Here is a 25,092-nt window from a genome sequence, read left to right as displayed (position 1 = left end):
GCATCTATATTTTATATCCAGTCCATGGTGATAAAAACCATCATAAACCAGACATTTTTATTGGTGAGAATATAGACACTTTAAATGGGTTCTAACATTAAGCATTCAAATAAGGTGTGTTATGTTAATTTTAGAAAATCTTAACTATATGTAAGTATAAAATTACAACATAAGCTTCACAGTATCTAGACCTGATGTATAAGCACCATGCACAGTACCCGCGCCAAATTGCGCTAAATGTTCACCTGCGAAAAATAGCTTGCCTAAGATGGGTTCTTTTAAAATTTCAATATCATCAGCAGTTTGCCCAATAGCTTGATAACTAAATGAACCTTCAGCAAAACGATCTGTACCCCACTCGGTTTTAAACATTTGAATGGGTTCTGGAATGTCATTAAAAATAAGCTTGAGTGAGGGTTCAATCTGTTGCCAAATCTCATGACTGCTCAATTTTTCCGTCCAAGTCGCAGATACGCCACCAAATAAGAATAATAATATCGGTTGTTGATAAATCCTACTCATATCCAAAAAATTTAACCAACGCTGGCCATTATGAATATTTATACTATTTACCAAATTACCTTCACTTGATTGCCAAAAAGCTTGATCAAAATGGACAAATAATTTATTAAAAACTCCATAACCTAACTTTTGAATAACTTGCTTTTTCTGTTGTGGTAAACTAGGTATAAACTGTATCTGTTGCTTTTTAAGCACCCCCAATGGCACAGTTATAACGATTTGACTTGCGGTAAAGCATTCTCCTTTTTCTGTAAAAATTTGAATAAGCTCTTTAGTGTAATCAATACGTTGAACGACTTTATTAGTTAGTACTGTAATATCTTTTGATAATGCTTCAACAATCTGTATATAGCCTTGCGGAAAAACAACTTCATCTCCTGCATAAAATCCCTCATTTTTCCAGAATTCAGCAGATAAATGTTCTAAATCACTTGCGCACGGATCTTCAGCTAGCCCTTTGAAAAAATCTAGAAGCATCTTGTGAAGCTTAAGCTGTTCAGCTTGACCTAATTGAAATTGGCTTTTTATAAATTCTTGGAACTTTGTCCCATTAAGCCACGTTTCCAATGCTTCTAATGCATGTGAATAATGTTCAGTCTGATTAATAGTTTTAAATTGAGTTAATAAATAATCCAAACTTTTTTCAAAAATGTTGCGTTGTATTGGATTAAAACGTTGACCACTATCATGGTAATAAATCGATTCATTATAATTAAATACAGCGGTTTCAATCTGATTTTGTTGCACAATTGACCATATTGGATTGTTTTCAATACCATGAATCCACGAAGCACCTAAATCATAAACTTTTCCCGCAATTTTTTGACTAAAAATACGACCACCAAGCCTGTCTCGTGCTTCTAAAACAAGTACGCTTTTCCCCATTTTTTGCAACTCACTGGCAGCAGTTAAACCAGCCGTACCTGCTCCAATCACAATAATCTGTGCATCTTTATTTTTTATCATGGACGATCACTTCCTTAAATTAAAGATATAAAGTGTGAAAGAAAAAATTCTTCAAGATTAATGCACGCATCATTTTCATAATCCGTGCATGTTTAAGCGCTTATCATGCACATATCTACTGTTGATAGACTTTTTTACCATTAAAAATCGTCCATACCACTTTTGTTTCTGCTAATTGCTCAGGTGGTACGGTAAAAATATCCCGATCAAGTACGATCATGTCCGCTTTTTTACCAGCTTCCAATGTACCAATCTCTTTTTCTCGTCCTAAAGCCTTAGCTGCATTAATTGTATAGGCTTTAAAAGCAGTCTCACGATCAATTGCTTCACTTGGATTTAAATAACTGCCACCTTCAGCAGTACGTGTCATACCAATAGCCATTGCAATAAATGGATTAGGCGTTGATACAGGAGCATCACTCGCTCCTGCAAGTATTGCTCCATGCTTGACCAATGACCCCGCTGGGTACATTCCTTGATAAGACGTTTGACTGATGTATGGTTTAACTAAAGTTTTATTAAATCCATCTTCATAAGCCCATGCCAATTGCATAGAAGCAATCACATCATTTTGTTTAAATCGACCATAATCCTTTGGGTCAACCAATTGAAGATGAGTAATTGTATGAGCAACATGGCTCTGACGTTTAGACCGTGCATATTCAATAGCATTCAATGACTCATTCACTGCTTTATCGCCAATTGCATGAATATGAACTAGCATATTTCGTTGATCGGCTTCGTCAACTAATGTTTTAAATACTTGAGGGTCAAACAATAATTGACCACTTTTTTTACTATTGGAATACTGTCCTATCAAAGCAGCTGATTGTGCAGGATATTCCAAAATCCCATCTGCAAACACTTTCATACCAGTTAACTTAAAGTTTTCAATATTATTATATTTCTGGTTAATGACTTGCAGTGTATCCAATACTTTTGCAGTACTTTTTGAGTTGATGATATGCAACCCCGAAACACGTGCAGTCAACTCGCCTTTTTCAGAAAGCTCTTTATACATCGGAATAACACCAACGGTATTTTCAGTATTTTTAATATTAAAAATACCCTGTAAAGGACTAGCATTGGAAGCAATGTCTAACCAGCCTGTAATACCTAGCTGATTCAATTCCTGTACTGCTTTTTTAGATCCTTTATACATTAAATCATGTGGTACGGAAGGAATCTTTTCACTGACAATATCCCAGCCTGAGTCAACTAAAAATCCAGTTGGTTCAAATTTTTGATTATGTCGAATATTTTGTTGATCTTCTACTGTTAATTGACGAACAAGATTTTTGTCTACACCAGCCTTCTTCAGTAAGGCTTTATTTGCCCATGCTGTATGGTGATCACTCCCAACCAATGCTACAAGCTGATTTTTCCATTCGTTGTGATTAAAAACTGCTGACAATTGATCTTCTAGTTCCCAATACTCAGAAGATAAACCATTTAAAACCAATACATCGCCATATACGGCAGTGCCTTCTTTTTGTGCGACTTTTAATTTTTCTACTACAGCAGGAACACTGATCTCACCCTCTTCCATTGTTGCCATTACTGACTCAACACCTGAAATCAAAGCATGAATATGCGTATCAATTAAGCCCGGCATTAACACTTTTTGTTGTAGATCGACTATCTGTGTATCTGCATCAGCGAGTTTTCTGATTTCGGCATTATTTCCTACTTTTAGGATCGTACCATCATCCAAAACCGCAATTGCTTGTTGTAAAGAAGTATTATCTTTAGCCGTATAAATTTTACCATTTAGATAAATGCTTTCGACCCCATTTTTTGCCCAAGCGGTGCTAATTAAAAAGGGGCACAGGCTTGCAACTAAAAGCGTATTTTTAAAATTAAACATAACTTAAATTAAATATCCTTTACTGATTCAACATCACAAAATCTCACAACAAATCAGCGAATAAATAATACACTGATCTATTGATTCTTTTTACTGACCAAATAATGCTTTTGTATAGTTTTCTGCAACATCACTACGTTTACCATCACCATTAAAATATCGATCTACATGGCATTTTCGAGTTTGAGTGTCACAAAAAATACCATTGGCAAAGGTAAATTGAGTATGATCAAACTCACCTTGTGAGAACACTTTATCTGCTTGAACCTGCCCGAGATATTTTTGGGTGAGTTCTTTAGAAATTCCTTCAGCATTTGCACAAACATACTGATCACAAAGAACCTGTGGTGTTGGCTGTTTCAAATCAATACCTTGTATAAGTTGCTTTGAGCTTATCTGTGTCGCTTGGCAACCCATTAAAAATATGGGCATAAACAATAAATAAGCTATTTTTTTCATTGTTTTCTCCGAATATAAACTATGAGTTTTTAAAGATAATAATTGAGAATAAATTAACTAAAATTCAAATTTTATCTGTTTTTTGACAGAAAAATCTTAAATCCCAATTTCATAAAGTTGGCATTTATCAAAAGAATACTTTAATTTGAACCTGTGTTCAAATTAATTCTAAAAAAATTAAATTCCTAATTCCTGTTGAATTGCTAATATAATTTGATGATGAAAGAATTCAAACTGCACACCCTCCACTTCAAGATTGGATAAAAATTCCAGCCCTACGGCTAAAGAAATCAATCTCAAAGCAATTTCATTTATTCGATCTAATTGAATAATAAATTCTTTTTTTTCCAAACCTATACGTAGTACATCAATGATTGAATTTTGCCAAATTTTGATTGCCTGTGCATAGACTTGCTTAAATACAGGATGACTGTACACATTACTTTCTGCATCATTCCAAACTCGGATATAAGGTGTTTCGGAAGTTGTTGCTTCTGAACCTAATAAATAGATTAACTTTTCTTTGGTAGTGACATTATCGGGCAATCGATTCAGATTTAAATTTTCATGGACTAATGCTAAAAAAACTTGTGACTTTAAATCATGAATAGAATCAAAATGATGATGTACTTGACCAACCGAAAATTCTGCTTTTTCTGCTAGTTTTCTTACTGTTAATGTATTTAAACCTTCAGATAAAACAAATTTTTTTGCTGAATCAATAATTTGTTGTTTTCTTTCACTTTTGCTTAAATATGCCATCTTAATACCCCCCAATTATTTACTTCTATCATATAGAAAACATAAATATCTTGTTAAGTATTTATATTAACGAATAAAAATATGTTTGCATAATTAGGATCTAGAATGATTATCAGTATATAAAATTTCTTATTTGTTTTTTTTGAAAAATGGAATATCACCTAAATTATAGTCTATTTAATATAATTGGTATTATGCGAAAACGCCCCCTAAGCGCTGCTCTCTCCACTCAACTAGATACATTTTATCTATGGCCGATAAGCTCAAATTTACTTTCATATTTTTAAGGAAGAAATTTATAGTTGTGATTTCTGCGTCAGAACCTTTTTTTGTAATTGATACTGTATTTTTATATTTTTCTAGTGCATGCTTAAAAACTATATGCGTATAAATTTTTTTCCCTTTCATTTTTTAATTCTAATTCTGTTTGCACAGCCCATGCTTTTGCATCGCGCATTGTATCAAAGGTTTTTGATTTCGGTGGATGAGGCTTATTCTTACAGTAACTGTAACTCTGCCCTTACGTTTCTGGTATGTTGTCATGTTGCACTTCTGTTGCATTGCATTTTTAAATTCATTCAAATTCTACATTAAAGAATTTTAAAAAACACCGAAAAATAAGGGTTTGTGCAAACTATTCTCAACCAATTTGAAACCTATAATATAAAAGATGCCTCTGATGAGGCATTTTTTAATTTTCTTTATCGTCATTTATTTTACGAATTAAAGATTAACGCACAATTCCACGCTTTGACTCTAAAACTGAATCAATGAGCAACTGAACTTCTTCCACTTCTGGAAGAATATCTTGGCGGATTTTTTCAATCGCTTGCTCTGTGGTTAAATTGGCTTTATAAATCAATTTAAAAGACTCTCTCAAGCCTTGAATCACATTTTTAGACCAACCCTTACGACGCATCCCTTCTACATTCATACCAAAAGCATGTGCAGGATTTCCAGATACCATCACATAAGCAGGAACATCTTTCAGAATTAGTGAAGCACCACCAATCATGCTATAAGAATCAATCTTACAAAACTGATGAATACCTGAGTTTCCACCGACAATCACAAAATCGCCAATCTGAACATGCCCAGCGATCCCCACATTATTCGCAAAAATATTGTGGCTACCAATGACACAGTCATGCGCAATATGGGTATTAACCATAAGCAAATTATCACTACCTATTCGAGTGATACTGCGATCTTGGACAGTGCCGCGATGCAGACTACAATGTTCACGAATTTTGTTGTTGTCACCGATCTCTAACCAAGTTTCTTCACCTTGATATTTTAAATCTTGACAAACTTCACCAACACTCGCGAATTGGAAAATTTCGTTATTCGACCCGATACGGGTAAAACCTGCAACCACAACATGCGGATGCAGCTTTGTACCTGAACCAATTGTAACTTGAGGTCCAATAATACAATAAGGTCCAATTTGGACATCTGGCGCTATTACTGCAGATGAGTCAATAATAGCGGTTGGGTGTATTAAATCTTTATTGCTCATGCCTGCTCTAATTTCTGATGAGAAATGATAATTTCAGCGGTTGCTGCTACCATGCCGTCAACACTAGCAGTACATAAATATTTGTAAATGCCACGTTTTTGCATGAGTAATTCAGATTTTAGCACGAGTTGGTCACCAGGTACGACTTGTTTTTTAAAACGTATCTTTTCTGCACCAGCAAACAAGAACAAAGATCCAGCTCTCGGTTTCTCATCATTCATAATGAAACCCAATACACCAGAAATTTGTGCCATCGCCTCAACGATTAACACACCAGGCATAATCGGATAGCCAGGAAAATGTCCCTGCATAAACTCTTCATTAATCGATACGTTTTTGTATCCCACAATTGCGTTCTCTGTAACTTCAGTAACACGATCCACAAGCAAGAATGGGTAACGATGTGGTAAATACTCACGGATCGTTTGAGTTTGCATAGGTAGTTCTGGAACGGCGAAAGGTAGAGATTTAGACTGAGTCATAATTATTTACGCGACTTTAAAGTTGATTCAATGGACTCTATTTGAGCCTGCATATGATCTATTTTTTTCACTAGCTTGGTCAATGGCACATCTGCTAATTGTCTTAGGCGTACAACTGTTCTTTTCCACTGATTTGTTTCAAATTGTCCAGTTCCGGAAGAGTAAGATCCTGCTTCAGAAATACTTTTTGAAACCATTGACATTCCTGTAACTGTCACTTTATCTGCAATTTTAATGTGCCCAACCACACCAACCCCACCAGCAAAGATGCAGTTTTTGCCAATCGTGGTACTTCCAGCAATACCACACTTCGCTGCCATGGCTGTATTTTCACCAACATGCACGTTATGTGCGATTTGCACAAGGTTATCAATAATGACACCATTTTCTAAAATAGTATCATCCAAAGCACCACGATCAACACTACAATTCGAACCAATTCTCACATCATTTCCAATGCGAACTGAACCCAATTGCGCAATGCGATTCCATTTACCTTGATAAGATGCAAAACCAAAACCTTCTCCGCCAATGACAGTATTGGCATGAATCCGTACACGATCACCAATTTTAGCCTGACCGGTCAAAGTAACATGAGAATCGATAAAACAATCTTTACCTAACTCCACACCATCATCAATTTTGACATGCGATTGGATAATGGTGTTGTTGCCCACCACACAATCTTCACCTATCACAACGTAATGACCAATATAAGCATCATCGGCAATAATTGCAGAGGGTGAAATTTGAGCCGTACGCTCAATACCACGTACAGTGACTTTTATTTCAAAACTGTGTGTAAGAATTGCGAACGCCAAATACGGATTAGGCACAATAATAAAGTTTTTATGATTAGGTAATTGACTTTGAAGTTCTGCACTAATGATAAGCGCACCAGCTTTTGAATTAAGCGCTTCTTTTAGATACTTATCACCGATTACGAAAGCGATATGATGAGGCTGAGCTTGCTCTAAACTAGATAGACCTTTTAGAACAAGATCAGATTGACCAACAAGCTCACCTTGTACAAGCTGAGCTAATTCATCGAGATGGAAATGATTGAATCTCATTGATTATTTAATTGCATTGACCTTTTGAATCATTTTAGCAGTTAAATCGCTCTTTGGGTCAAATGCAAGTGTTGAAGTTTTATTCAAAATATAATCTAAACCCGCTTCTTGACGCAATTGCTCAGCAGCTTGATTCACACGAGTTTCAAAAGTTGTATTGGTACTTTGAATTGCACTTTGAACTTTAGTTTGGACACCTTGTTGAATCGTTTGAAATTCATTTACTTTCGCTTGGTATTGCGCATTGATCTGCTGAACATTTGCACCTTGAGCCTGTGCTTTTTGTTTCAAAGCTTCAATATCTTTAGAAATCTGCTCAAGCTTAGTGGTCTGTGGTTTAACAGATTGCTCTAAACTGGCATTTTGTTGTTTTAGATATGTGCTGCTTTCAACAACTTTCCCTAAGTCAATTACACCAAATCCAGCTGCTTGAACCAAACCAGCAAAACCTAGACCTAAACCCACAACCACCATCTTCATTGTTTTCATATTTTTTCCTTATATGATGTTAAATCAAATAAAGATCGTACTTAGAAAGTACGACCGATCTCAAATTGAATATTTTTAGTTTCATCACCTGGTTTATCATTTAATGGGAATGCATAACTCAATGAAAGTGGTCCAATCATGGTAATCCATGTAAAGCCAACACCCACACTGTAACGCATATTACCAAGATCAAAATCATTATTATCTTTACAATATTGTTTTGCTTCTACACCAGGATCTTTGAAACCTTCACTGTCACCCTGTAGATACAACTTACCAGTAGCCATACTACAACTTGTATCAAAGACTTGCGCCCCCTCAGCAAAGATCACAGGACGAATTTGACGTGCCCAATCACCTTTAAATGGCACAGGTAAAGCCAACTCCGTACCAAATTGTATTAAAGCATTACCACCCACTTCTTCGGGATCATAATCTTTAGTTCGTCTTTCATTGAATATAACACCAGGGTATTTTGGACCAAGCGTGCTGTTATCATAACCACGAACTGAACCAAAGCCACCTGCATAAAAGTTTTTATAGAAAGGCAAGTCATTACCATACCCTAACTTACCATAACCACGCAGGACAAAATCACGACCTATCGGGAAGTAACTTTGCGCATCATAAGTAACTTTTTGATATTCAACATCACTACCTGGAAGTGCAATTTCAGCATTAAGACGATGTGAAGTACCATTAGTAGGGAAAATTGGACGGTTCAGCGTATTATAAGACCAACCTAAGTTTAAGTTATAGGTTAAGAATTTACCCTCAAACTCATCTTCATAAGAAGTCTCTATATCACTACACTTAGTTCCTGTAATAACATCTTTTCCAGTAACAGGATCTTTTTCAACAATATTTTCTATTTTATCAATTGGGCAATATGTACTTGAATGTGTTGCCTTCCCACCATTTGCTAACAAATAATCACGTACATATGTCGAAACATACGAACCTGTGGTTACTTTAGTTTGATCAATATTTAGACCCGCACTGATATTCTGGTTTTCATCAATCGGATAACCAAACGTAATACCACCACCTAGACTATCCGTTACATAATTATTAACGTTATAGTCATCATTCAGCTTGGTTTTACGGTAGTACATATTATAACCACGACTAACACCATCAATCGTGAAGTAAGGGTCAGTCACACTTAAGTTATAATAATCTTGCGTTTCTGAACGTGATAAATCGATAGAAACACGATTACCCGTACCCAAGAAATTGGTTTGGCTTAATCCCGCTTGGAAGGTAATACCACCATTCTGAGAATAACCTACAGCCAAAGTACTTGTTCCAGAATGCTGTTCTTCGACATCAATATTTAAATCCATTTGATCAGGTGCATTTGGCACTCGAACAGGCTTTATATCAACTTTACTAAAGAAACCAGTACGTTCTAGACGAACTTTAGACAAATCAATTTTTTCATTACTCGCCAATGCACCTTCCATTTGGCGCATTTCACGACGTAATACTTCATCAGCCGTTTTCGCATTACCTGTGAAATTAATACGACGAACTGTGACTTGCTGACCTGGATTAATATAGTAATTTAAATCAACAGTATGTGTTTCATTGTTAATCTCAGGTACAACATTCACTTCTGTGTAGTAGTAACCTGCATTACCATATTTACGCAATAGAAGCTGTTTAACTGCATTAACTTTTTCTTGTGAATATGTCGTATCATCTTTATAAATTTGCAGTGCTTTAAGTTCATCTGGCTTATAAAGTGCATCACCTAAAAATTTAGATTCACCAAATTTAAATTGGTCACCTTCATTTACAGATACTTCAATAAAGATATTTTTCTTATCTTCACTAATATTCAAGTTTGAGCTGTTAATTTCAAAGTTGATATAACCTTTATTCAAATATAAAGCACGCAATGATTCTAAACTTGCCGCCATTTTTTCACGTGCATAACGGTCATTTCGTGAAATAACAGATAACCAACCACTTTCTTTTACTGCAAATGCTTGCTTAATTTCATCATCTTTAAAGACAGTATTACCAATCACATTGATATCGAATACTTTTGCAGCCTTACCTTCATTAAAATTAATATCTAAATCTACACGGTTATTTGGGCGCGCAACTTGATCAACCTTAATATCAGCATCATAACGACCTTGTTGAGCATATTGCTGCTCCAACTCAGTTTCTAAAGTTTGCAATGCAGATTTTTTAAGAACTTCGCCTTCTGCCAAGCCCATTTTTTTCAAACCATCTTCCAAGGCTTCTTTCGGAATCAGTTTATTGCCTTTAAAGTTAATTTTTGAAATAACTGGACGTTCAACGACTTTAAAAACCAATACGCCATTATTATTAGATGCTTGAATATCATCAAATAAATTAGAAGCATACAAAGCACGAATTGAATCTGCTATAGCAGGATCATTGACACGGTCACCACTATTTATTGGTAAAAGTGCAAGAACGCTAGGTTGAGTTAAGCGAACCAAACCATCCACACGGATATCTCTCGCAATGAACTCATCTGCTGCATGTACTTGCTGTACTGCTGCCATTGCACTAATAAGCGCCAACGGCATAAATAAATGTGAGTGATGCATGCCTATTATTTTCCAGTAAGTTAATCCACTATTACGCTATAAACGCATAAAATCATTAAATATCGCAAGGAGCATCATGCTTCCAAGCAGTACCATACCAATTTTCAAACCAACCAATTGTATTTGTTCAGAAACAGGTTTACCTCGGATCATTTCAATTATGTAATAAATTAAATGTCCGCCATCCAACATTGGAATAGGCAATAAATTTAAAATTCCCAAACTCACACTCATGAGTGCCATAAATGAAATATATGTTTGCCAACCCATTTCCGCACTTTGACCAGCAACTTTGGCAATGGTTATAGGACCCGATAAATTATCCAAGCCAATTAAGCCACGAACCATTTTTACCATAGAGTTCAAAATCATGGCAGAAATTTGCCCTGTTTTTTCAACTGCCATACCAAACGCTTCAACAGGATTATATTGAATTGTTTGCTTATATTCTGGAGGAATAGTCACTTTTGCTGTCTGCGCTTGCACGCCTAACATTCCAGTCACATTCCCCATATTGTCACGTTTACCTTGCGGCATCACTTGCAAATGAACAACTTTTCCTTGACGCAACACATCAATATTCAATAACTTTTCAGGTGAATTTTGTACCACATCTACCACATCAAACCAATCTTTCATTTTGACTTGGTTGATCGCTAAAATTTGATCACCCTCTTTCATTCCTTGGCGAATTGCTGCGCCATCATCACTCAGTTTAAAAACTGTAGCGGGAATGTAAGGACGATACGGTGTAAATCCGAGTATATCAAATGGAGATTGACTTTGATCTTTGAGAAAGCTTTGAATGGGTAAGTTGAACGTTTTGATTTGACCATTACGTTCTGCTTGAACCTGAATATTGCCCGTTTCGCCAACACGGTCTACAACGGCATAATTCAACTTTTCCCAAGTTTCAATTGGCGTTCCATCAATTGCAATAATCTTATCACCAGCTTGCATTTGGGCAGTCGCAGCAGGTGTATTTGGTAAAACCTTACCCACACGAGTATTCAGTTGGTCTTGCGCAGGTAAAAATAATATCCAAAATAAGATCACAGCAAAAAATAAGTTAATCAGTGGTCCTGCTGCAACGATCGCAAATCGCCTCCACGGTGACTGACGATTAAATGCGAAAGGTAGATCTTCTGCACTCACATTGCCTTCACGCTCATCCAACATTTTCACATAACCACCTAGTGGTAATGCAGAAAGCTGATATTGAATACCTGACTTTTTTGACGTCCATTTTAGCAGTGTTGGGCCAAAACCAATTGAGTATACCAATACTTTCACACCGAGTTTACGTGCAACCCAGTAATGTCCAAACTCATGAATAGCAATGAGTGGACCAAGTAAAAAAATAGCAGCAACAATGATAAACAAAACACTCATGAACGGCTTTCCAATTGCGTAATACGTTGCGATGCAACTTGTCGAGCAAGCTCATCTGTTTGCAAAATCGTTTCAATCGAATCTGCCAAACCATTCTGAACGTAATTTAAAACGTGTTCAACCACCTGAGGAATTTCAAGGAACGAAATTTGTTGTTGCAAGAAAGATGCAACAGCGACCTCATTGGCAGCATTCAAAATAGCAGGTGCTAAACCACCTTCTTTCATCGCGTCACGAGCCAATCTCAAAGAAGGAAAACGGATTATGTCTGGTTCTTGAAAATCAAGTTGCGAATGTACAAATAAATCTAAAGGTGGAACATGTGTTTGAATTCGCTCAGGCCATGCTAATGCATGTGCAATTGGCGTACACATATCAGGATTACCCATTTGAGCCAAAGTTGAACCATCCACATACTGAACCATTGAGTGAATAATACTTTGTGGATGAACGACAACTGTAACAAATTGTTCTTTAATTGAAAATAAATGACACGCTTCGATTAATTCTAAGCCTTTATTCATCAATGTTGCCGAATCGACTGAAATTTTTCGCCCCATCGACCAATTTGGGTGCTTACAGGCTTGTGCAGGTGTTACTTTTCTTAATTGTTCTATGCTGTGATTTAAAAATGGGCCACCTGAGGCGGTTAATAAAATTTGCTTAACACCCTGCTTAGGTTCACCATTTCTTTCAGTTTGGAGATAATTTTGAGGGAGACATTGGAAAATTGCATTATGTTCAGAATCAACGGGTAATAACAACGCATTGTTGTCTTGCGCAGCTTGAAGCATGATATCACCTGACATCACCAAAGCTTCTTTATTTGCCAATAAAACGCGTTTACCTGCTTTCACCGCAGCTAAAGTCGGCAACAAACCTGCAGCACCGACAATTGCTGCCATAACAACATCAACTTCAGGATGTTGCGCAACTGCGATTAATCCCGCTTCATCTGTCAGGATTTCAATATCAGCAATATTTTGCAGTTTTAAAAGTTGCTGTAATTCATCCATTTTAGCAGACGGTACAACGACACACTTCGGTCGAAACTGTTTGCATATTTCACTGAGTTCTTTAATTCGACTATACCCAGTGATTGCAAAAACTGAATATTGGTCTGGATGTTGTTCTAAAACCTTTAAAGTACTACACCCAATTGAACCTGTAACACCTAATATACAAACAGATTGCGACATCTATAAATCTACACCAATAAGTTTTAGTACATACATTCCTGCTGCAAAAAATGGAGCTGCAGCAAGTAATGAGTCAATACGGTCAAGCACCCCACCATGTCCAGGCAGAATGCGTCCAGAGTCTTTAATTCCTGCACGGCGTTTAATCATTGATTCGAATAAATCACCCAACACGGAACTGAAGACCGTCACAATAGACAGAACAAGGAAAAGTATATGTTGTGAAAGTGTCAAATGTAAGTAAATAGACTGAACTGCAACAATTACGATTGCAACGGTAACAATACCGCCGATCAAACCTTCAATTGACTTATTCGGACTGACATCAGGTGCAAGTTTACGCTTACCAAACTTACGTCCAACAAAATAAGCCCCACTATCTGCCCCCCAAACCAGAAGGAACAAATACATCAACCACCACGGTGACTGATTCCATACATATAATATTGCGGTAATTGCCGCACCAATTAAAACAAGCCCTACAATATTTAAAGTGACGTTATACCAACCATCATATTCTGGGTAAGATTTCACCCAATAAATACTAAACAACCACGTTAAAATTGAAGCACTCCAAAGAATAAGTGCTAAATCATTAAAATATAATGCCAAACCAGAGAGACAAGCGGTTAAAATACCGAATCCGACTGCTTTAATTTTATTCACATGCTTAGATTCATGTGGCATGAGTTTAAACCACTCATAACCTGCTACCCCAGCTGCGATAATCATTAACACTAACATTGGATATTGTGAATGTGTTGCAAACATACAACTCAATACAACTGCAACCAACACCAATGCGGTTATAATCCGCTCTAACATTATAAATTCTCTATCTGTTCTTGTTGAATTTGCTCAGAGGTCTTCCCGAAACGCCTTTCTCGTCCTGAAAAAATATTGAACGCATGATCCAACTCTTTTACTGTAAATTCTGGCCACAAGGTCTGAGTAAAATATAACTCAGCATAGGCAGCCTGCCACAGTAAGAAATTAGACAGTCGATAATCACCACCTGTTCGAATCATAAGATCTACAGGTGCTAAATCACCCAAACTAATTTGTTGTGAAAATAACTCAGTATCAATTTGATTCACATCAATTATTTGATCTTTAACTTGTTGAGCAAGTCGCCTAGCAGTATCGGCAATATCCCACATTCCACCATAACTAATTGCAATTGTTAAAGTCATGTTACTGAACTTAGCAGTCCTTTGTTCCGCATGCAACATTAATTCACGTAGTTCTGGAGAAAGCCGACTACGATCACCTATAAACCGCAATGAAATTTCAAATCTTTCCATACGAGGAATTTGCTCATCAATTGTCTCTTCTAACAATTTCATCAACAAATCAACTTCATACTGTGGACGATTCCAGTTCTCACTGGAAAATGCAAACACAGTTAAAGCCTGAACCCCTACTTTTCGGCAATACTCTACAATCGGATCTAGGACATTTTTACCTTCACGGTGTCCATCACCACTTTGTAGTTGTTTCTTTTTAGCAAAACGATTGTTGCCATCCATGATGATGGCAACATGTTTTGGAAGATGATTGTCTTCAGATGCGGTCATTTAAATCTTAGACCTTCATCAATTCAGCTTCTTTAGCAGCAAGACGTTTATCAACTTCTGCAACAAATTTATCTGTAACTTTCTGAATATCATCACTTGCACGACGATCATCATCTTCAGAAATTTCTTTTTCTTTCAACAATGCTTTAATATCACCCAACACATCACGGCGAATATTACGAATCGCAACTTTGGCATTTTCAGCTTCATTACGTGCAACTTTCTGCATGTCTTTACGTGTTTCTTCAGTCAAAGCTGCCATTGGTACACGAATACTGTCTGAAGTTACTGGGTTTAGACCTAGACCTGCTTCACGAATCGCTTTATCGATTGTAGAAACCATTGTACGTTCAAACGGTTGTACCAATAACGTACGAGAATCTTCAAGACCCACATTCGCAACTTGGTTTAATGGTACGTCAGAACCATAGTAAGAAACCATAACACCGTTGAGGATTGATGGATGCGCACGACCTGTACGAACCTTTGCAAAACCATGTTCCAACGAGTCAAGTGACTTGTTCATACGGTCTTCAGCATCTTTTTTAAGATCGTTAATCATATGATCTTCCTTACTTATTTATCTAAAATTGTAAATTTGAATGTGCAGCAGTATAAAGAGCTTTAGCCCTCACGTACATTAGTTTGTTACGTGAGTTCCTTCTTTTTCGCCCATCACTACAGATAATAATGCGCCAGATTTATTCATATCGAATACTTGCAATGGCACATTATGGTCACGGCATAAACAAATTGCGGTTAAATCCATCACACCCAACTTCTCATCTAGGATTTCATCAAAGCTTAAATGATCATATTTTACAGCATCGTCATATTTGCTTGGGTCTTTATTATAAACACCATCAACTTTAGTCGCTTTTAAAATAAGGTTGGCTTCAATTTCGATACCACGTAAGCATGCTGCTGTATCTGTAGTAAAGAATGGATTACCAGTACCTGCAACAAATACGCACACTTCGCCTTGAGTCAAATGACGAATCGCATCGCGGCTTGAATATGCTTCAACCACCGCACCTATTGGCAATGCTGACATTAAACGAGTTTTGATATTACGACGCACTAATGCATCACGCAACGCCAAACCGTTCATTACTGTTGCAAGCATGCCCATTTGGTCGCCAGTTACACGACCAACTAGACCTTCTTTTTGCAATTGGCTACCACGGTATAAATTACCGCCACCCACAACAATACCCACTTGCACGCCCAAACCAACCAAATGTGCAATAGATAAAGACATTTGATCTAAGACTTGGGCATCAATACCCATGTCTTTATTTCCAGCAAGCGCTTCACCCGAAAGTTTCAGCAAAATACGTTCATAACGAGGCTTTTTAGAATCTAACATCACAAAACTCCAATACTAATATCTACAATTTTATTCGCATTAAATTTAAATCTACATACACATTTTAAGCTGATTTAATTTTAATCAGCTTCGCAAATAAATCGTATTCATCTGCATCAGTAATTTCGACTTCAAGTAAATCACCTTGTTTAATCAATGACTTATCAATGTCTTCCACAAAGACATTACCATCAATTTCAGGTGCATCCGCATAAGAGCGAGCAACGGCTACCGGGAACTCTTCTTCAAAATCATCCACCAACACAGTCATCACTTGACCAATACGTTTTTGCAATTTTGCAGCAGAAATTGCCTGTTGGACTTCCATAAAGCGTTCATAACGCTCTTGTTTAATCTCTTCAGGCACATGATCTGGTAAATCGTTTGCAGTTGCACCTTCAACTGGTGAATAGGTAAAGCAACCTACACGATCCAATTGTGCTTCTTGCAACCAATCCAATAGTATTTGGAAATCTTCTTCAGTTTCACCAGGAAAACCGACAACGAATGTAGAACGAATGACCAAATCTGGACACTTTTCACGCCACAATTTCACACGTTCAAGTGTATTTTCACTATGAGCTGGTCGCTTCATCAATTTTAAGATGCGCGGACTGGCATGTTGAAAAGGAATATCTAAATATGGGAGGATTTTACCTTGCGCCATTAAGTCAATCACAGCATCCACATGCGGATACGGATAAACATAATGTAAACGCACCCAAATACCCAACTGACCAAGTGCTTCGCACATATCGTAGAATTTAGTTTTTACCGGCTGACCATTCCAAAAATCCAACTTATATTTGGTATCCAAACCATAAGCTGAAGTATCTTGGGAAATCACCAATACTTCTTTTACGCCCGCATTTTTCAGCGCTTGAGCTTCACTCAGTACCGAGCCAACAGGACGAGAAACTAAATCACCACGCATACTTGGAATAATGCAGAAAGTACAACGATGGTTACAGCCTTCTGAAATTTTTAAATAGGCATAATGTTTTGGCGTTAATCGAATACCTTGCTCTGGGACAAGATCGATAAAAGGATTATGCTTTGGTGGTTCTGGAACGTACTGATGTACTGCTTCCATGACTTCTTGATATGCTGCTGCACCTGTCACTTTTAAGACACTTGGATGCATTGCACGAATTTTTTCTTCATCTTTACCCAAACAACCTGTGACAATCACACGACCATTTGCGCTTATGGCTTCGCCAATTGCGTCTAAAGATTCTTGTACTGCAGATTCAATAAAACCACAGGTATTCACAACAACTAAGTCAGCACCATCATAATCTGATGCGACATCATAACCTTCAGTCTTTAACTGAGTTAAAATTCGTTCGGAATCTACCAATGCCTTAGGACAACCTAAAGAAACAAAACCGACTTTGGGGGACTTCATGAATCTGCGCTCCACTATAATCCGCATATTGTATGTCTTTTCTGCCCATAAAAACAGTTGAAAACGATACTCTTTGCAAGATGCACCAAAATATAACAAAGTTTTTATCGAAATTTATCAATGCACCATTTTAGAACACTATTGTGATAACGTAATAAGCTCATATCCTTCATGATTCTGATAAAGGGCAATTTCTGCACATTTTTTATAATTCATGTAAGAAAACTGAGCAAATCGTAGAAGTTGGCTTGTATTTTGCTTTATATCAGGACGATTTATATCTATTCAATCTCAATAAAGAGAAAATAGAAAATGAGGTCAGATGCCATTGCGCTATTTTAAGACAGGAACGTTCTGCTAATGGATCAACACCCAATAATTGACTACAGACTACTTGTTGATAATTTAACGACAGCCATTCTCTTGGTCGACAGCCATTTAAATATTTTCTATCTAAACTCATCATGCGAAACACTGTTTGATATTAGTTTGCTTCGTGCTTCTGGTCAGCCCGTTATGAATATTTTACATGCACCCAATGACCAGTTTAATACACATGAAGCCTTGCTCAATACCTTAAAAATTGGGCAAGCTTATACGCGCCGTGAAGCGACAATTAATGTCAATTTTAAAGATAAGCATGTGGATTATAGCGTTTCACAAATCAATACAGGTAAACCCTATCACCCATTGTTAATGATTGAGATCAATGCAATCGATCGGATGTTAAAAATTTCTAAAGAAGAAAATTTAATTCAGCAACACCAAGTAACACGTCAACTTATACGCGGTGTTGCACATGAAATTAAAAACCCACTTGGGGGAATTCGTGGCGCAACCCAACTTCTTGCACGTAGTCTAAATGACCCACAATATGCAGAATTTACCGACATTATTATTAGTGAAGTAGATCGTTTAAGAAATTTAGCCGATACTATGCTTGGCTCAAGACAACTACCGAGCTATGAGTTTGTCAATATTCACGAACCGCTTGAACGTGTTCGCTCACTAGTGATTAATCAAACCAAAAAGAAAATTAGAATCATCCGAGATTATGATTTGTCTCTACCTGAAATAAAGGCAGATCGTGACCAACTTATTCAGGTCATGCTCAACGTAAGTGTTAATGCTGTGCAAGCGATGACAGAGAATCGTGAGTTTTTTATCGACCATCAACCTGAACTTATTTTACGTACACGTATTCAACGGCTTGTCACAATTAATAGCGTACTCAATAAATCCGCAATTCGTATTGATATCGAAGACAACGGTCCGGGTGTACCTGAAGACATTTTAGAATCGCTGTTTTATCCACTGGTTACAGGACGCGCCAAAGGTACAGGCTTAGGGCTGAGTATCGCACAAAATATCATGCACCAACATAATGGAATGATTGAATGCCAATCCATTCCAGGAAAAACAGTATTTAGCTTATATTTACCTTGGGAGTCAAACCATGTCGCATAATAAAATTTGGGTCATTGACGATGATCGCGCAATGCGCTGGGTCTTGGAAAAAACTTTCAAAGAAGAAGGTTTCGATGTCACTAGTTTTGAAGAAGCTCAATCTGCTTTGGATCAACTAGCAACCAATGCACCTGACGTCATTCTTACCGACATTCGCATGCCCGGAATTGACGGCTTAACATTTTTAGGTAAAGTTAAAGGCAGCCATCCTGATCTACCCGTCATTATTATGACAGCACACTCAGACCTAGAGTCCGCAGTATCAAGCTATCAAACGGGTGCTTTTGAATATTTACCAAAACCGTTTGATATTGATGAAGCTCTTGCATTGGTCAATCGTGCAATTTTGCATATTAATAAGCTACAACAACAAGAATCTGCAAAAGCTGCACCGATTCAGTCGACTGAAATTATTGGTGAATCCCCTGCGATGCAGGAAGTATTCCGTGCTATTGGGCGTTTATCGCAATCACATATCACTGTTTTAATTAATGGTGAATCTGGTACGGGTAAAGAATTAGTCGCTCATGCTTTGCATCGCCATTCACCAAGAAGCAGTAAGCCTTTTATTGCTTTAAACATGGCTGCCATTCCAAAAGATTTAATTGAAACTGAATTATTTGGTCATGAAAAAGGTGCATTTACAGGTGCAAATACGCAACGCCAAGGTCGTTTTGAACAAGCCAATGGCGGCACGTTATTCCTAGACGAAATTGGCGATATGCCTTTTGAAACACAAACACGTTTGTTACGCGTTTTAGCTGATGGTGAATTTTACCGAGTCGGCGGTCATATTCCAGTTCGAGTAAATGTACGTATTGTCGCCGCAACACATCAAGATTTAGAAAAATTGGTGAATGATGGCCGTTTCCGTGAAGACTTGTATCACCGTCTGAACGTAATTCGTATTCACATTCCAAAACTTGCACACCGTGCTGAAGACATTCCAATGCTCGCGCAACATTTCTTAGCCAGTGCAGGCAAAGAACTCGGTGTAAGCCCAAAAATCCTACGCCATGAAACGCAAGAATATATCAAACAATTACCTTGGCCTGGCAATGTACGTCAATTAGAAAATACCTGTCGTTGGTTGACAGTTATGATCACTGGTCGTGAGGTATATCCTGAAGATTTACCTGCGGAATTAAAACAAATCCCAATAAATAAAGCAGATGATCAAAATCCCGCACAAGCTGGTTCAGAGCGTATTGTTTTGCATCATTGGGATGAGTTATTAAACCAATGGGCAATTCAAAAGCTTAAAAATGGTGAGATGAAAATCTTGGATATTGCGACACCTATGTTTGAACGCACGTTAATTACCGCTGCACTCCAACAAACCCGTGGTCGCAAACGCCATGCAGCTGAATTATTAGGTTGGGGACGTAATACATTAACACGCAAACTCAAAGAGTTAGGCATGGACACTACAGAGGATGATGAGGAAGAAGAAAAGACTTTAGTGACTGAATAAGCGACTTCCTATCCACCATACAAGGTGATTGGAGCTTTATACCTTGTATGGTCGTTCCTTCTCTTGCGCCATATATTGCTCAGGGATGGGGAATATATGGTGCAAGTAGATGAGGGGAATTTATCAAAAAATCCTCTACCTCTTGCGAAACCCTGTTCCTCATCCTTCAAAAGCAAACTTCAATGTAAATCAAATTAAGTGTTAATTTGCTAGTCTAAAGCCTTAAAAATTATTTTCGCAAAAAATTTCATTGTAAAAACCCATTAAATAGAAAAGCCAGAGCCACCCCCAGAACACTTTTATTTTTATTTACATTCAATATCTTATGTATTATTTTATAACAAAAAAAAAAGCAAATGAACTCCCCATGTCACATTTTAAAATTAAAAAAGCCAGTCAAAATTAAACTGGCTTTCTTACTTTTGATTCGAATCAAAATTATTTTAAAAATCCTGAAACCATATTCATTACATTTTGAATATCATCATTTGCTTCATTCTGATCGGTGTCATTACCATGAGGGGTCAATGAATCGATAATTTGTGGTAATACAGTTGAAATTGCACCATACACTTCATTGGTTGGCACATTTGCCTGTTGTGCAACCTGCTCAACTTGCGAACCACCAAATAAACTTTGAATTTGTTGAACATCCACCTGACCATTACCTTGCGATGGATCTACCCAACTTTGAACCTGATCACCCAAACCAGATCCTTGAAGTTTAGCCAAAGCACCCTGTAAACCACCGTTTTGCTGAATCCAACCTAAAACCAAAGGTACAACTGCAACCAACAATGAGGATGCATTAAAACCCCCAGCTTGACCTTGCGGTGCTTGTTGTTGACCACCTGTTAATCCACCAAGTACTGAGCCTAGTACCCCACCAAGTCCGCCTTGTGATTGTTGTTGCTGACCGCCACCTAAACCACCCAATACTGAACCGAGTATACCACCTAAGCCACTTTGTGATTGTTGTTGTCCGCCAAGTGCTTGTTGCGCTAAAATTTGCACAATATTTGTTAAATCTGTCATGAGTTTTCCCTATTCTAAGTTTTATGACACATGTTATTAGACACCGTTACAGCATACGTTGCTTTATGTTATTCACCAAAATCGAAATTGTTAAATTTTGCAATAAGTTAAAACTTCTTTTTTATTTTAAAGAATCTATTTGCTTAAAAATTTCACCAACGAAATTTATTCCAATTTTCTGGATTTGCCCAAAATTTCGAATTAAACCAATCAGGCACATGTTTATAGGTCAAAATATTAAACTGCCATAAGGCAAAATCTTGATCATACAAAGTTTTATCAATCAACTGCGTGAAACCCAATGCTCTCAATAATTGTTCATCACTTAATTTACATGCCACAACAATACGTTTCGCCATCAAATCCCGTAATTTAACCAAAAGTTGAGACTTTTGGGTATCAGAAGCTTCGGCAAGCTCATCTGTATCCAATAAAACAAAACCTAAATCATAACGCTGTGTAAAAGGCAGATTTAAAAACTCAGATAAGTTAAAATGAGACCATTGAATTGAATGATTTGTATTGTATTGTGCCAAATTTTGCCCAATACACAATGCAGTTTGAATTGGCTGTTCTTGCGATAAATCGTCTAGCATAGAAGTGATGACATTTTGCTCAGCCATAACTGCACCTTTATTTGAGTGAGTAATTAAACATGGAACTACAAGGCATTTGCCATAAAATGCATGCAGGTCTTAAAGACCTTAGTGTAACTGATCAACAAACTCACAAGGCAAATGTTGAATATAAATTTATATTAGATCGCTCACAAGTTGACCTACCATTTATATTAGGTCGAGAAATTGAAATTGAAGCAACAGGAAACATTTACTGCGTATCTTGCGGGTCAAAAACACCGAAGTCATATTCACAAGGTCATTGTTTTAAATGCATGAAAACGAAGGCTTCATGTGACATGTGTATTATGAAGCCTGAAACGTGTCATTACCATTTAGGAACGTGCCGTGAAGAAAGTTTTGCACAAGAAGTGTGCTTCCAACCCCATATTGTCTATTTAGCCAACTCTAGTGCTTTAAAAGTCGGAATCACTCGTTTAGGGCAAATGCCAACGCGCTGGCTAGACCAAGGTGCAACTCAAGCTTTACCCATTATGAAAGTTGGCTCACGTCGCTTATCTGGTCAGCTTGAGGTCATGTTCGGTACGCAAGTTGCAGATAAAACCGATTGGCGAAAATTACTCAAAGGTGAAGCCGAACCTTTGAATTTATTACAAGCACGTGATGAATTACTTATTGAGTTTGAATCACAAATTGATTTAATTCGTGATGAATTTAGTATGAGCTTGGATTTCAATGAGACCGTTGAAATATTAGAAAATGAATTGCCACGTGAATTTATTTATCCTGTAGATGAATATCCTGAAAAAATTAAATCTCACAATTTGGATAAAACTCCAATTATTCGTGGCAAGCTACAAGGCATTAAAGGTCAGTATTTAATTATGGATACAGGCGTCATCAATATTCGCAAATATACAGGTTATGAATTAAAGATACGCGCAGAATAATATCCAATCAGAGCAAAAGAACCTCCATTACTGGAGGTTTTTTTGCATCATTCACAGCGTATTTTTAAATTTCAGACGATTCAGCTAAAAAATTTAAATCGTGTCGATCACCTTTTAAATAAACCTCAGGTGACCGAAATAAACCTGAAATCACAGCGACTTCTTTTGCAGCCAATACATCTTCATAGATTTTTTTTTGCCGCATTATCTTGACTCGTATTGACTAAAATGTTTTTGATTATTTGTTAATTTTGCTTGTAAAAGCTTTAAAGAATCCTGAATAAGCCCTCTACACAAACCTTTCCCTTGAAAGCCTGGCTGAATCGCGATTTAATCCAATCCAAAAATGACTTCTGAACGAAATCAAGATTTTTGCGTCCAAAAAATATAACCTACAATTTGATCATTATAATGAAGTACATAACAGATATAGCGTGGATAGGCTGCAAAGGTTAATGTAATGCATTGATCCGAATTTTTTTTGACGAATAAAAGTGAGTTGATGAATCTCTGCAATATTATGAATATCACCTGACTGCGCTTTTTGAATAGAGATATTCATTTTCACTATTCCCCAACAACATCGACCTAAAATAAATTAAAGAGCGATTATTCCAAAATACCCAGAATCACTTGCACAGGATCTTCACTATTATCTGCCAATAATTGCTTATGCATCGTCAGTAATTGCATCACCTGAATCTGTGCAGTTTCCTGATTCATCAACTTTTCAATTTCTGTCGCTAAATTTTCTGGCGTTGCATCAGATTGAATCAATTCTTGAATCACCTTTTTACCTGCAATAATATTGGGCAATGAGTAATATGGAATTTTGACCAATAACTTCGCAATGATATAAGTGAGCCAATTCAATTTATAAAAAGTCACCATTGGACGATGTAATAACAATGCTTCCAATGTTGCTGTTCCTGAAGCCAATGCTACAATATTGGCCGCATTCATCACCTGACGACCAATTTTAGATTCATGATCACTATTTTCAAGCAAATGAATTTTTTCTATTAATGCTTTCGGATATGTCTTTAATAAATCTTCAATTTGCTGTTTTCGTGCATCATTAATCGCAGGAATAATGAACTGATATTCGGGATGTTTTTTATGAATAATTTGAGCTGCATCTAACACTAAAGGTCCAAGTCGCTCAATTTCGCCACGGCGACTACCAGGTAAAAGTGCAATATGCTTTTGGCTAATTTCTAAACCTAATTCTTGTTTTGCATCTAAAATCGGATTTTGTAATGACAACTGACTGGCAAGAGGATGACCAACGAATGCCGAAGGTACATCAAAACGCTTAAAAAAAGATTTTTCAAATGGAAATAAGCACAATACAAGATCAATACTCGCTTTAATTCCGTGCACCCGCCCCTGACGCCACGCCCACACAGACGGACTAACATACTGCACTGTTTTAATTGGAAGATTTTTTTGTTTTAAGCTTTTAGAAAGACGTAAATTAAAATCTGGTGCATCAATACCAATAAAAACATCCACGGGCTTTTCAGTCCATTTAGCAACTAAACCATCACGCACTGCAAATAATTTTTTGATATCTTTGAGAACTTCGACAATCCCCATTACCGATAAAATATCCATCGGATAATCACTGACAAATCCTTCAGCTATCATTTGAGGGCCACCAATCCCCTCAAATTCCACATCGATACCTTGCTCACGAAAACTACGAATGAGTTTAGCGCCTAAAGTATCTCCAGACACTTCTCCAACGACAATTCCTATTTTAAGTTTTCGATTTTGCAAAACATTCTTCCCGATCAGCAATGTATAAGCATCATAGCATAATGCTTCGATGTTAAGGCTAAGCTCCGAATGCAATTCATCACGAGATAAATACTCATTCTAATGAAAATTTATTACATTCTTTACAATCA

Annotated in this window: 25 protein-coding genes; 3 read left to right on the top strand and 22 right to left on the bottom strand. The window is 37.0% G+C overall.

Features of this window, described 5'->3' with window-relative positions:
• Positions 1-162 precede the first annotated feature (162 nt).
• The 17 genes from ACG94X_RS04665 to rimO form a co-directional block, all read right to left on the bottom strand.
• Positions 163-1,488: a flavin monoamine oxidase family protein gene (locus ACG94X_RS04665; protein WP_419382570.1), complete on the bottom strand. Its 1,326-nt coding sequence runs from the start codon at positions 1,486-1,488 to the stop codon at positions 163-165.
• 115 nt (positions 1,489-1,603) lie between these two features.
• The gene (locus ACG94X_RS04660; protein ID WP_419382569.1) at positions 1,604-3,355 is read right to left on the bottom strand and encodes an amidohydrolase; all 1,752 of its coding nucleotides are present in this window, start codon (positions 3,353-3,355) and stop codon (positions 1,604-1,606) included.
• A 90-nt stretch (positions 3,356-3,445) separates the two neighbouring features.
• Positions 3,446-3,814: a YcgJ family protein gene (locus tag ACG94X_RS04655; protein WP_419382568.1), complete on the bottom strand. Its 369-nt coding sequence runs from the start codon at positions 3,812-3,814 to the stop codon at positions 3,446-3,448.
• A gap of 177 nt (positions 3,815-3,991) precedes the next feature.
• Complete coding sequence (locus ACG94X_RS04650) at positions 3,992-4,576, bottom strand: TetR family transcriptional regulator (protein ID WP_419382567.1); 585 nt, start codon at positions 4,574-4,576, stop codon at positions 3,992-3,994.
• Positions 4,577-4,768: 192 nt separating this feature from the next.
• Entirely contained in the window at positions 4,769-4,984 is a 216-nt protein-coding gene (locus tag ACG94X_RS04645) for a hypothetical protein (RefSeq protein ID WP_419382566.1), read from the bottom strand.
• 322 nt (positions 4,985-5,306) lie between these two features.
• Entirely contained in the window at positions 5,307-6,095 is a 789-nt protein-coding gene (gene lpxA, locus ACG94X_RS04640) for an acyl-ACP--UDP-N-acetylglucosamine O-acyltransferase (RefSeq protein WP_419382565.1), read from the bottom strand.
• Entirely contained in the window at positions 6,092-6,577 is a 486-nt protein-coding gene (gene fabZ, locus ACG94X_RS04635; protein ID WP_419382564.1) for a 3-hydroxyacyl-ACP dehydratase FabZ, read from the bottom strand. Before fabZ ends, lpxA begins: the two co-directional genes overlap by 4 nt.
• Before the next feature lie 2 nt (positions 6,578-6,579).
• A complete protein-coding gene (lpxD, locus tag ACG94X_RS04630; protein WP_419382563.1) occupies positions 6,580-7,650 on the bottom strand; it encodes a UDP-3-O-(3-hydroxymyristoyl)glucosamine N-acyltransferase in 1,071 nt (356 codons plus the stop codon).
• A gap of 3 nt (positions 7,651-7,653) precedes the next feature.
• Positions 7,654-8,139, bottom strand: a complete 486-nt coding sequence (locus ACG94X_RS04625; RefSeq protein WP_419382562.1) for an OmpH/Skp family outer membrane protein — start codon at positions 8,137-8,139, stop codon at positions 7,654-7,656.
• 41 nt (positions 8,140-8,180) lie between these two features.
• On the bottom strand, positions 8,181-10,730 hold the full coding sequence (gene bamA / locus ACG94X_RS04620; protein ID WP_419382561.1) for an outer membrane protein assembly factor BamA: 2,550 nt from the start codon (positions 10,728-10,730) through the stop codon (positions 8,181-8,183).
• A 36-nt stretch (positions 10,731-10,766) separates the two neighbouring features.
• Positions 10,767-12,122: an RIP metalloprotease RseP gene (rseP, locus tag ACG94X_RS04615; RefSeq protein WP_419382560.1), complete on the bottom strand. Its 1,356-nt coding sequence runs from the start codon at positions 12,120-12,122 to the stop codon at positions 10,767-10,769.
• A complete protein-coding gene (gene ispC / locus ACG94X_RS04610) occupies positions 12,119-13,321 on the bottom strand; it encodes a 1-deoxy-D-xylulose-5-phosphate reductoisomerase (protein ID WP_419382559.1) in 1,203 nt (400 codons plus the stop codon). Before ispC ends, rseP begins: the two co-directional genes overlap by 4 nt.
• Entirely contained in the window at positions 13,322-14,146 is an 825-nt protein-coding gene (locus tag ACG94X_RS04605) for a phosphatidate cytidylyltransferase (RefSeq protein WP_419382558.1), read from the bottom strand.
• Entirely contained in the window at positions 14,146-14,898 is a 753-nt protein-coding gene (gene uppS, locus ACG94X_RS04600) for a polyprenyl diphosphate synthase (RefSeq protein ID WP_419382557.1), read from the bottom strand. Before uppS ends, ACG94X_RS04605 begins: the two co-directional genes overlap by 1 nt.
• A 7-nt stretch (positions 14,899-14,905) precedes the next feature.
• Positions 14,906-15,460 carry a ribosome recycling factor gene (gene frr, locus ACG94X_RS04595; RefSeq protein WP_419382556.1) on the bottom strand — a complete coding sequence of 185 codons (555 nt, stop codon included), beginning with the start codon at positions 15,458-15,460 and terminating at the stop codon, positions 14,906-14,908.
• A 78-nt stretch (positions 15,461-15,538) separates the two neighbouring features.
• Positions 15,539-16,267: a UMP kinase gene (gene pyrH, locus ACG94X_RS04590; protein WP_419382555.1), complete on the bottom strand. Its 729-nt coding sequence runs from the start codon at positions 16,265-16,267 to the stop codon at positions 15,539-15,541.
• A 64-nt stretch (positions 16,268-16,331) separates the two neighbouring features.
• Entirely contained in the window at positions 16,332-17,675 is a 1,344-nt protein-coding gene (gene rimO / locus ACG94X_RS04585; RefSeq protein WP_419382554.1) for a 30S ribosomal protein S12 methylthiotransferase RimO, read from the bottom strand.
• A 360-nt stretch (positions 17,676-18,035) separates the two neighbouring features.
• Between rimO and glnL the strand changes: the two genes are divergently transcribed.
• Together glnL and glnG are read left to right on the top strand one after the other, a co-directional pair.
• Positions 18,036-19,142, top strand: a complete 1,107-nt coding sequence (gene glnL, locus ACG94X_RS04580) for a nitrogen regulation protein NR(II) (RefSeq protein WP_419382553.1) — start codon at positions 18,036-18,038, stop codon at positions 19,140-19,142.
• Positions 19,132-20,616 (top strand): nitrogen regulation protein NR(I), encoded by a 1,485-nt coding sequence (glnG, locus tag ACG94X_RS04575; protein WP_419382552.1) that lies wholly within the window; start codon positions 19,132-19,134, stop codon positions 20,614-20,616. The genes glnL and glnG overlap by 11 nt, the downstream gene beginning before the upstream one ends.
• 438 nt (positions 20,617-21,054) lie before the next feature.
• Here glnG and ACG94X_RS04570 read toward each other — a convergent pair whose 3' ends face one another.
• Together ACG94X_RS04570 and ACG94X_RS04565 are read right to left on the bottom strand one after the other, a co-directional pair.
• Complete coding sequence (locus ACG94X_RS04570; RefSeq protein WP_419382551.1) at positions 21,055-21,651, bottom strand: YidB family protein; 597 nt, start codon at positions 21,649-21,651, stop codon at positions 21,055-21,057.
• A 152-nt stretch (positions 21,652-21,803) separates the two neighbouring features.
• Positions 21,804-22,274, bottom strand: coding sequence for a DUF6231 family protein (locus tag ACG94X_RS04565; RefSeq protein ID WP_419382550.1), 471 nt, complete (start codon positions 22,272-22,274; stop codon positions 21,804-21,806).
• 32 nt (positions 22,275-22,306) lie between these two features.
• Here ACG94X_RS04565 and ACG94X_RS04560 point away from each other — a divergent pair, with 32 nt between their 5' ends.
• Positions 22,307-23,179, top strand: a complete 873-nt coding sequence (locus ACG94X_RS04560) for a DUF2797 domain-containing protein (protein ID WP_419382549.1) — start codon at positions 22,307-22,309, stop codon at positions 23,177-23,179.
• A 64-nt stretch (positions 23,180-23,243) separates the two neighbouring features.
• On the opposite strand, the gene ACG94X_RS04555 is transcribed toward ACG94X_RS04560, so the two are convergent.
• The 3 genes from ACG94X_RS04555 to lpxB all read right to left on the bottom strand — a co-directional run bounded on the left by ACG94X_RS04555 (position 23,244) and on the right by lpxB (position 24,961).
• Complete coding sequence (locus ACG94X_RS04555) at positions 23,244-23,384, bottom strand: hypothetical protein (protein ID WP_419382548.1); 141 nt, start codon at positions 23,382-23,384, stop codon at positions 23,244-23,246.
• Between the two features lie 201 nt (positions 23,385-23,585).
• Complete coding sequence (locus ACG94X_RS04550; protein WP_419382547.1) at positions 23,586-23,741, bottom strand: hypothetical protein; 156 nt, start codon at positions 23,739-23,741, stop codon at positions 23,586-23,588.
• A 47-nt stretch (positions 23,742-23,788) separates the two neighbouring features.
• A complete protein-coding gene (gene lpxB / locus ACG94X_RS04545; RefSeq protein ID WP_419382546.1) occupies positions 23,789-24,961 on the bottom strand; it encodes a lipid-A-disaccharide synthase in 1,173 nt (390 codons plus the stop codon).
• Between the last annotated feature and the right edge of the window lie 131 nt (positions 24,962-25,092).

Source organism: Acinetobacter psychrotolerans (assembly GCF_048552595.1).
In the GTDB taxonomy this organism is placed as follows: domain Bacteria; phylum Pseudomonadota; class Gammaproteobacteria; order Pseudomonadales; family Moraxellaceae; genus Acinetobacter.
Note: the sequence above shows the minus strand (reverse complement) of the source record. Positions and strands in the feature narration are given on the sequence as shown.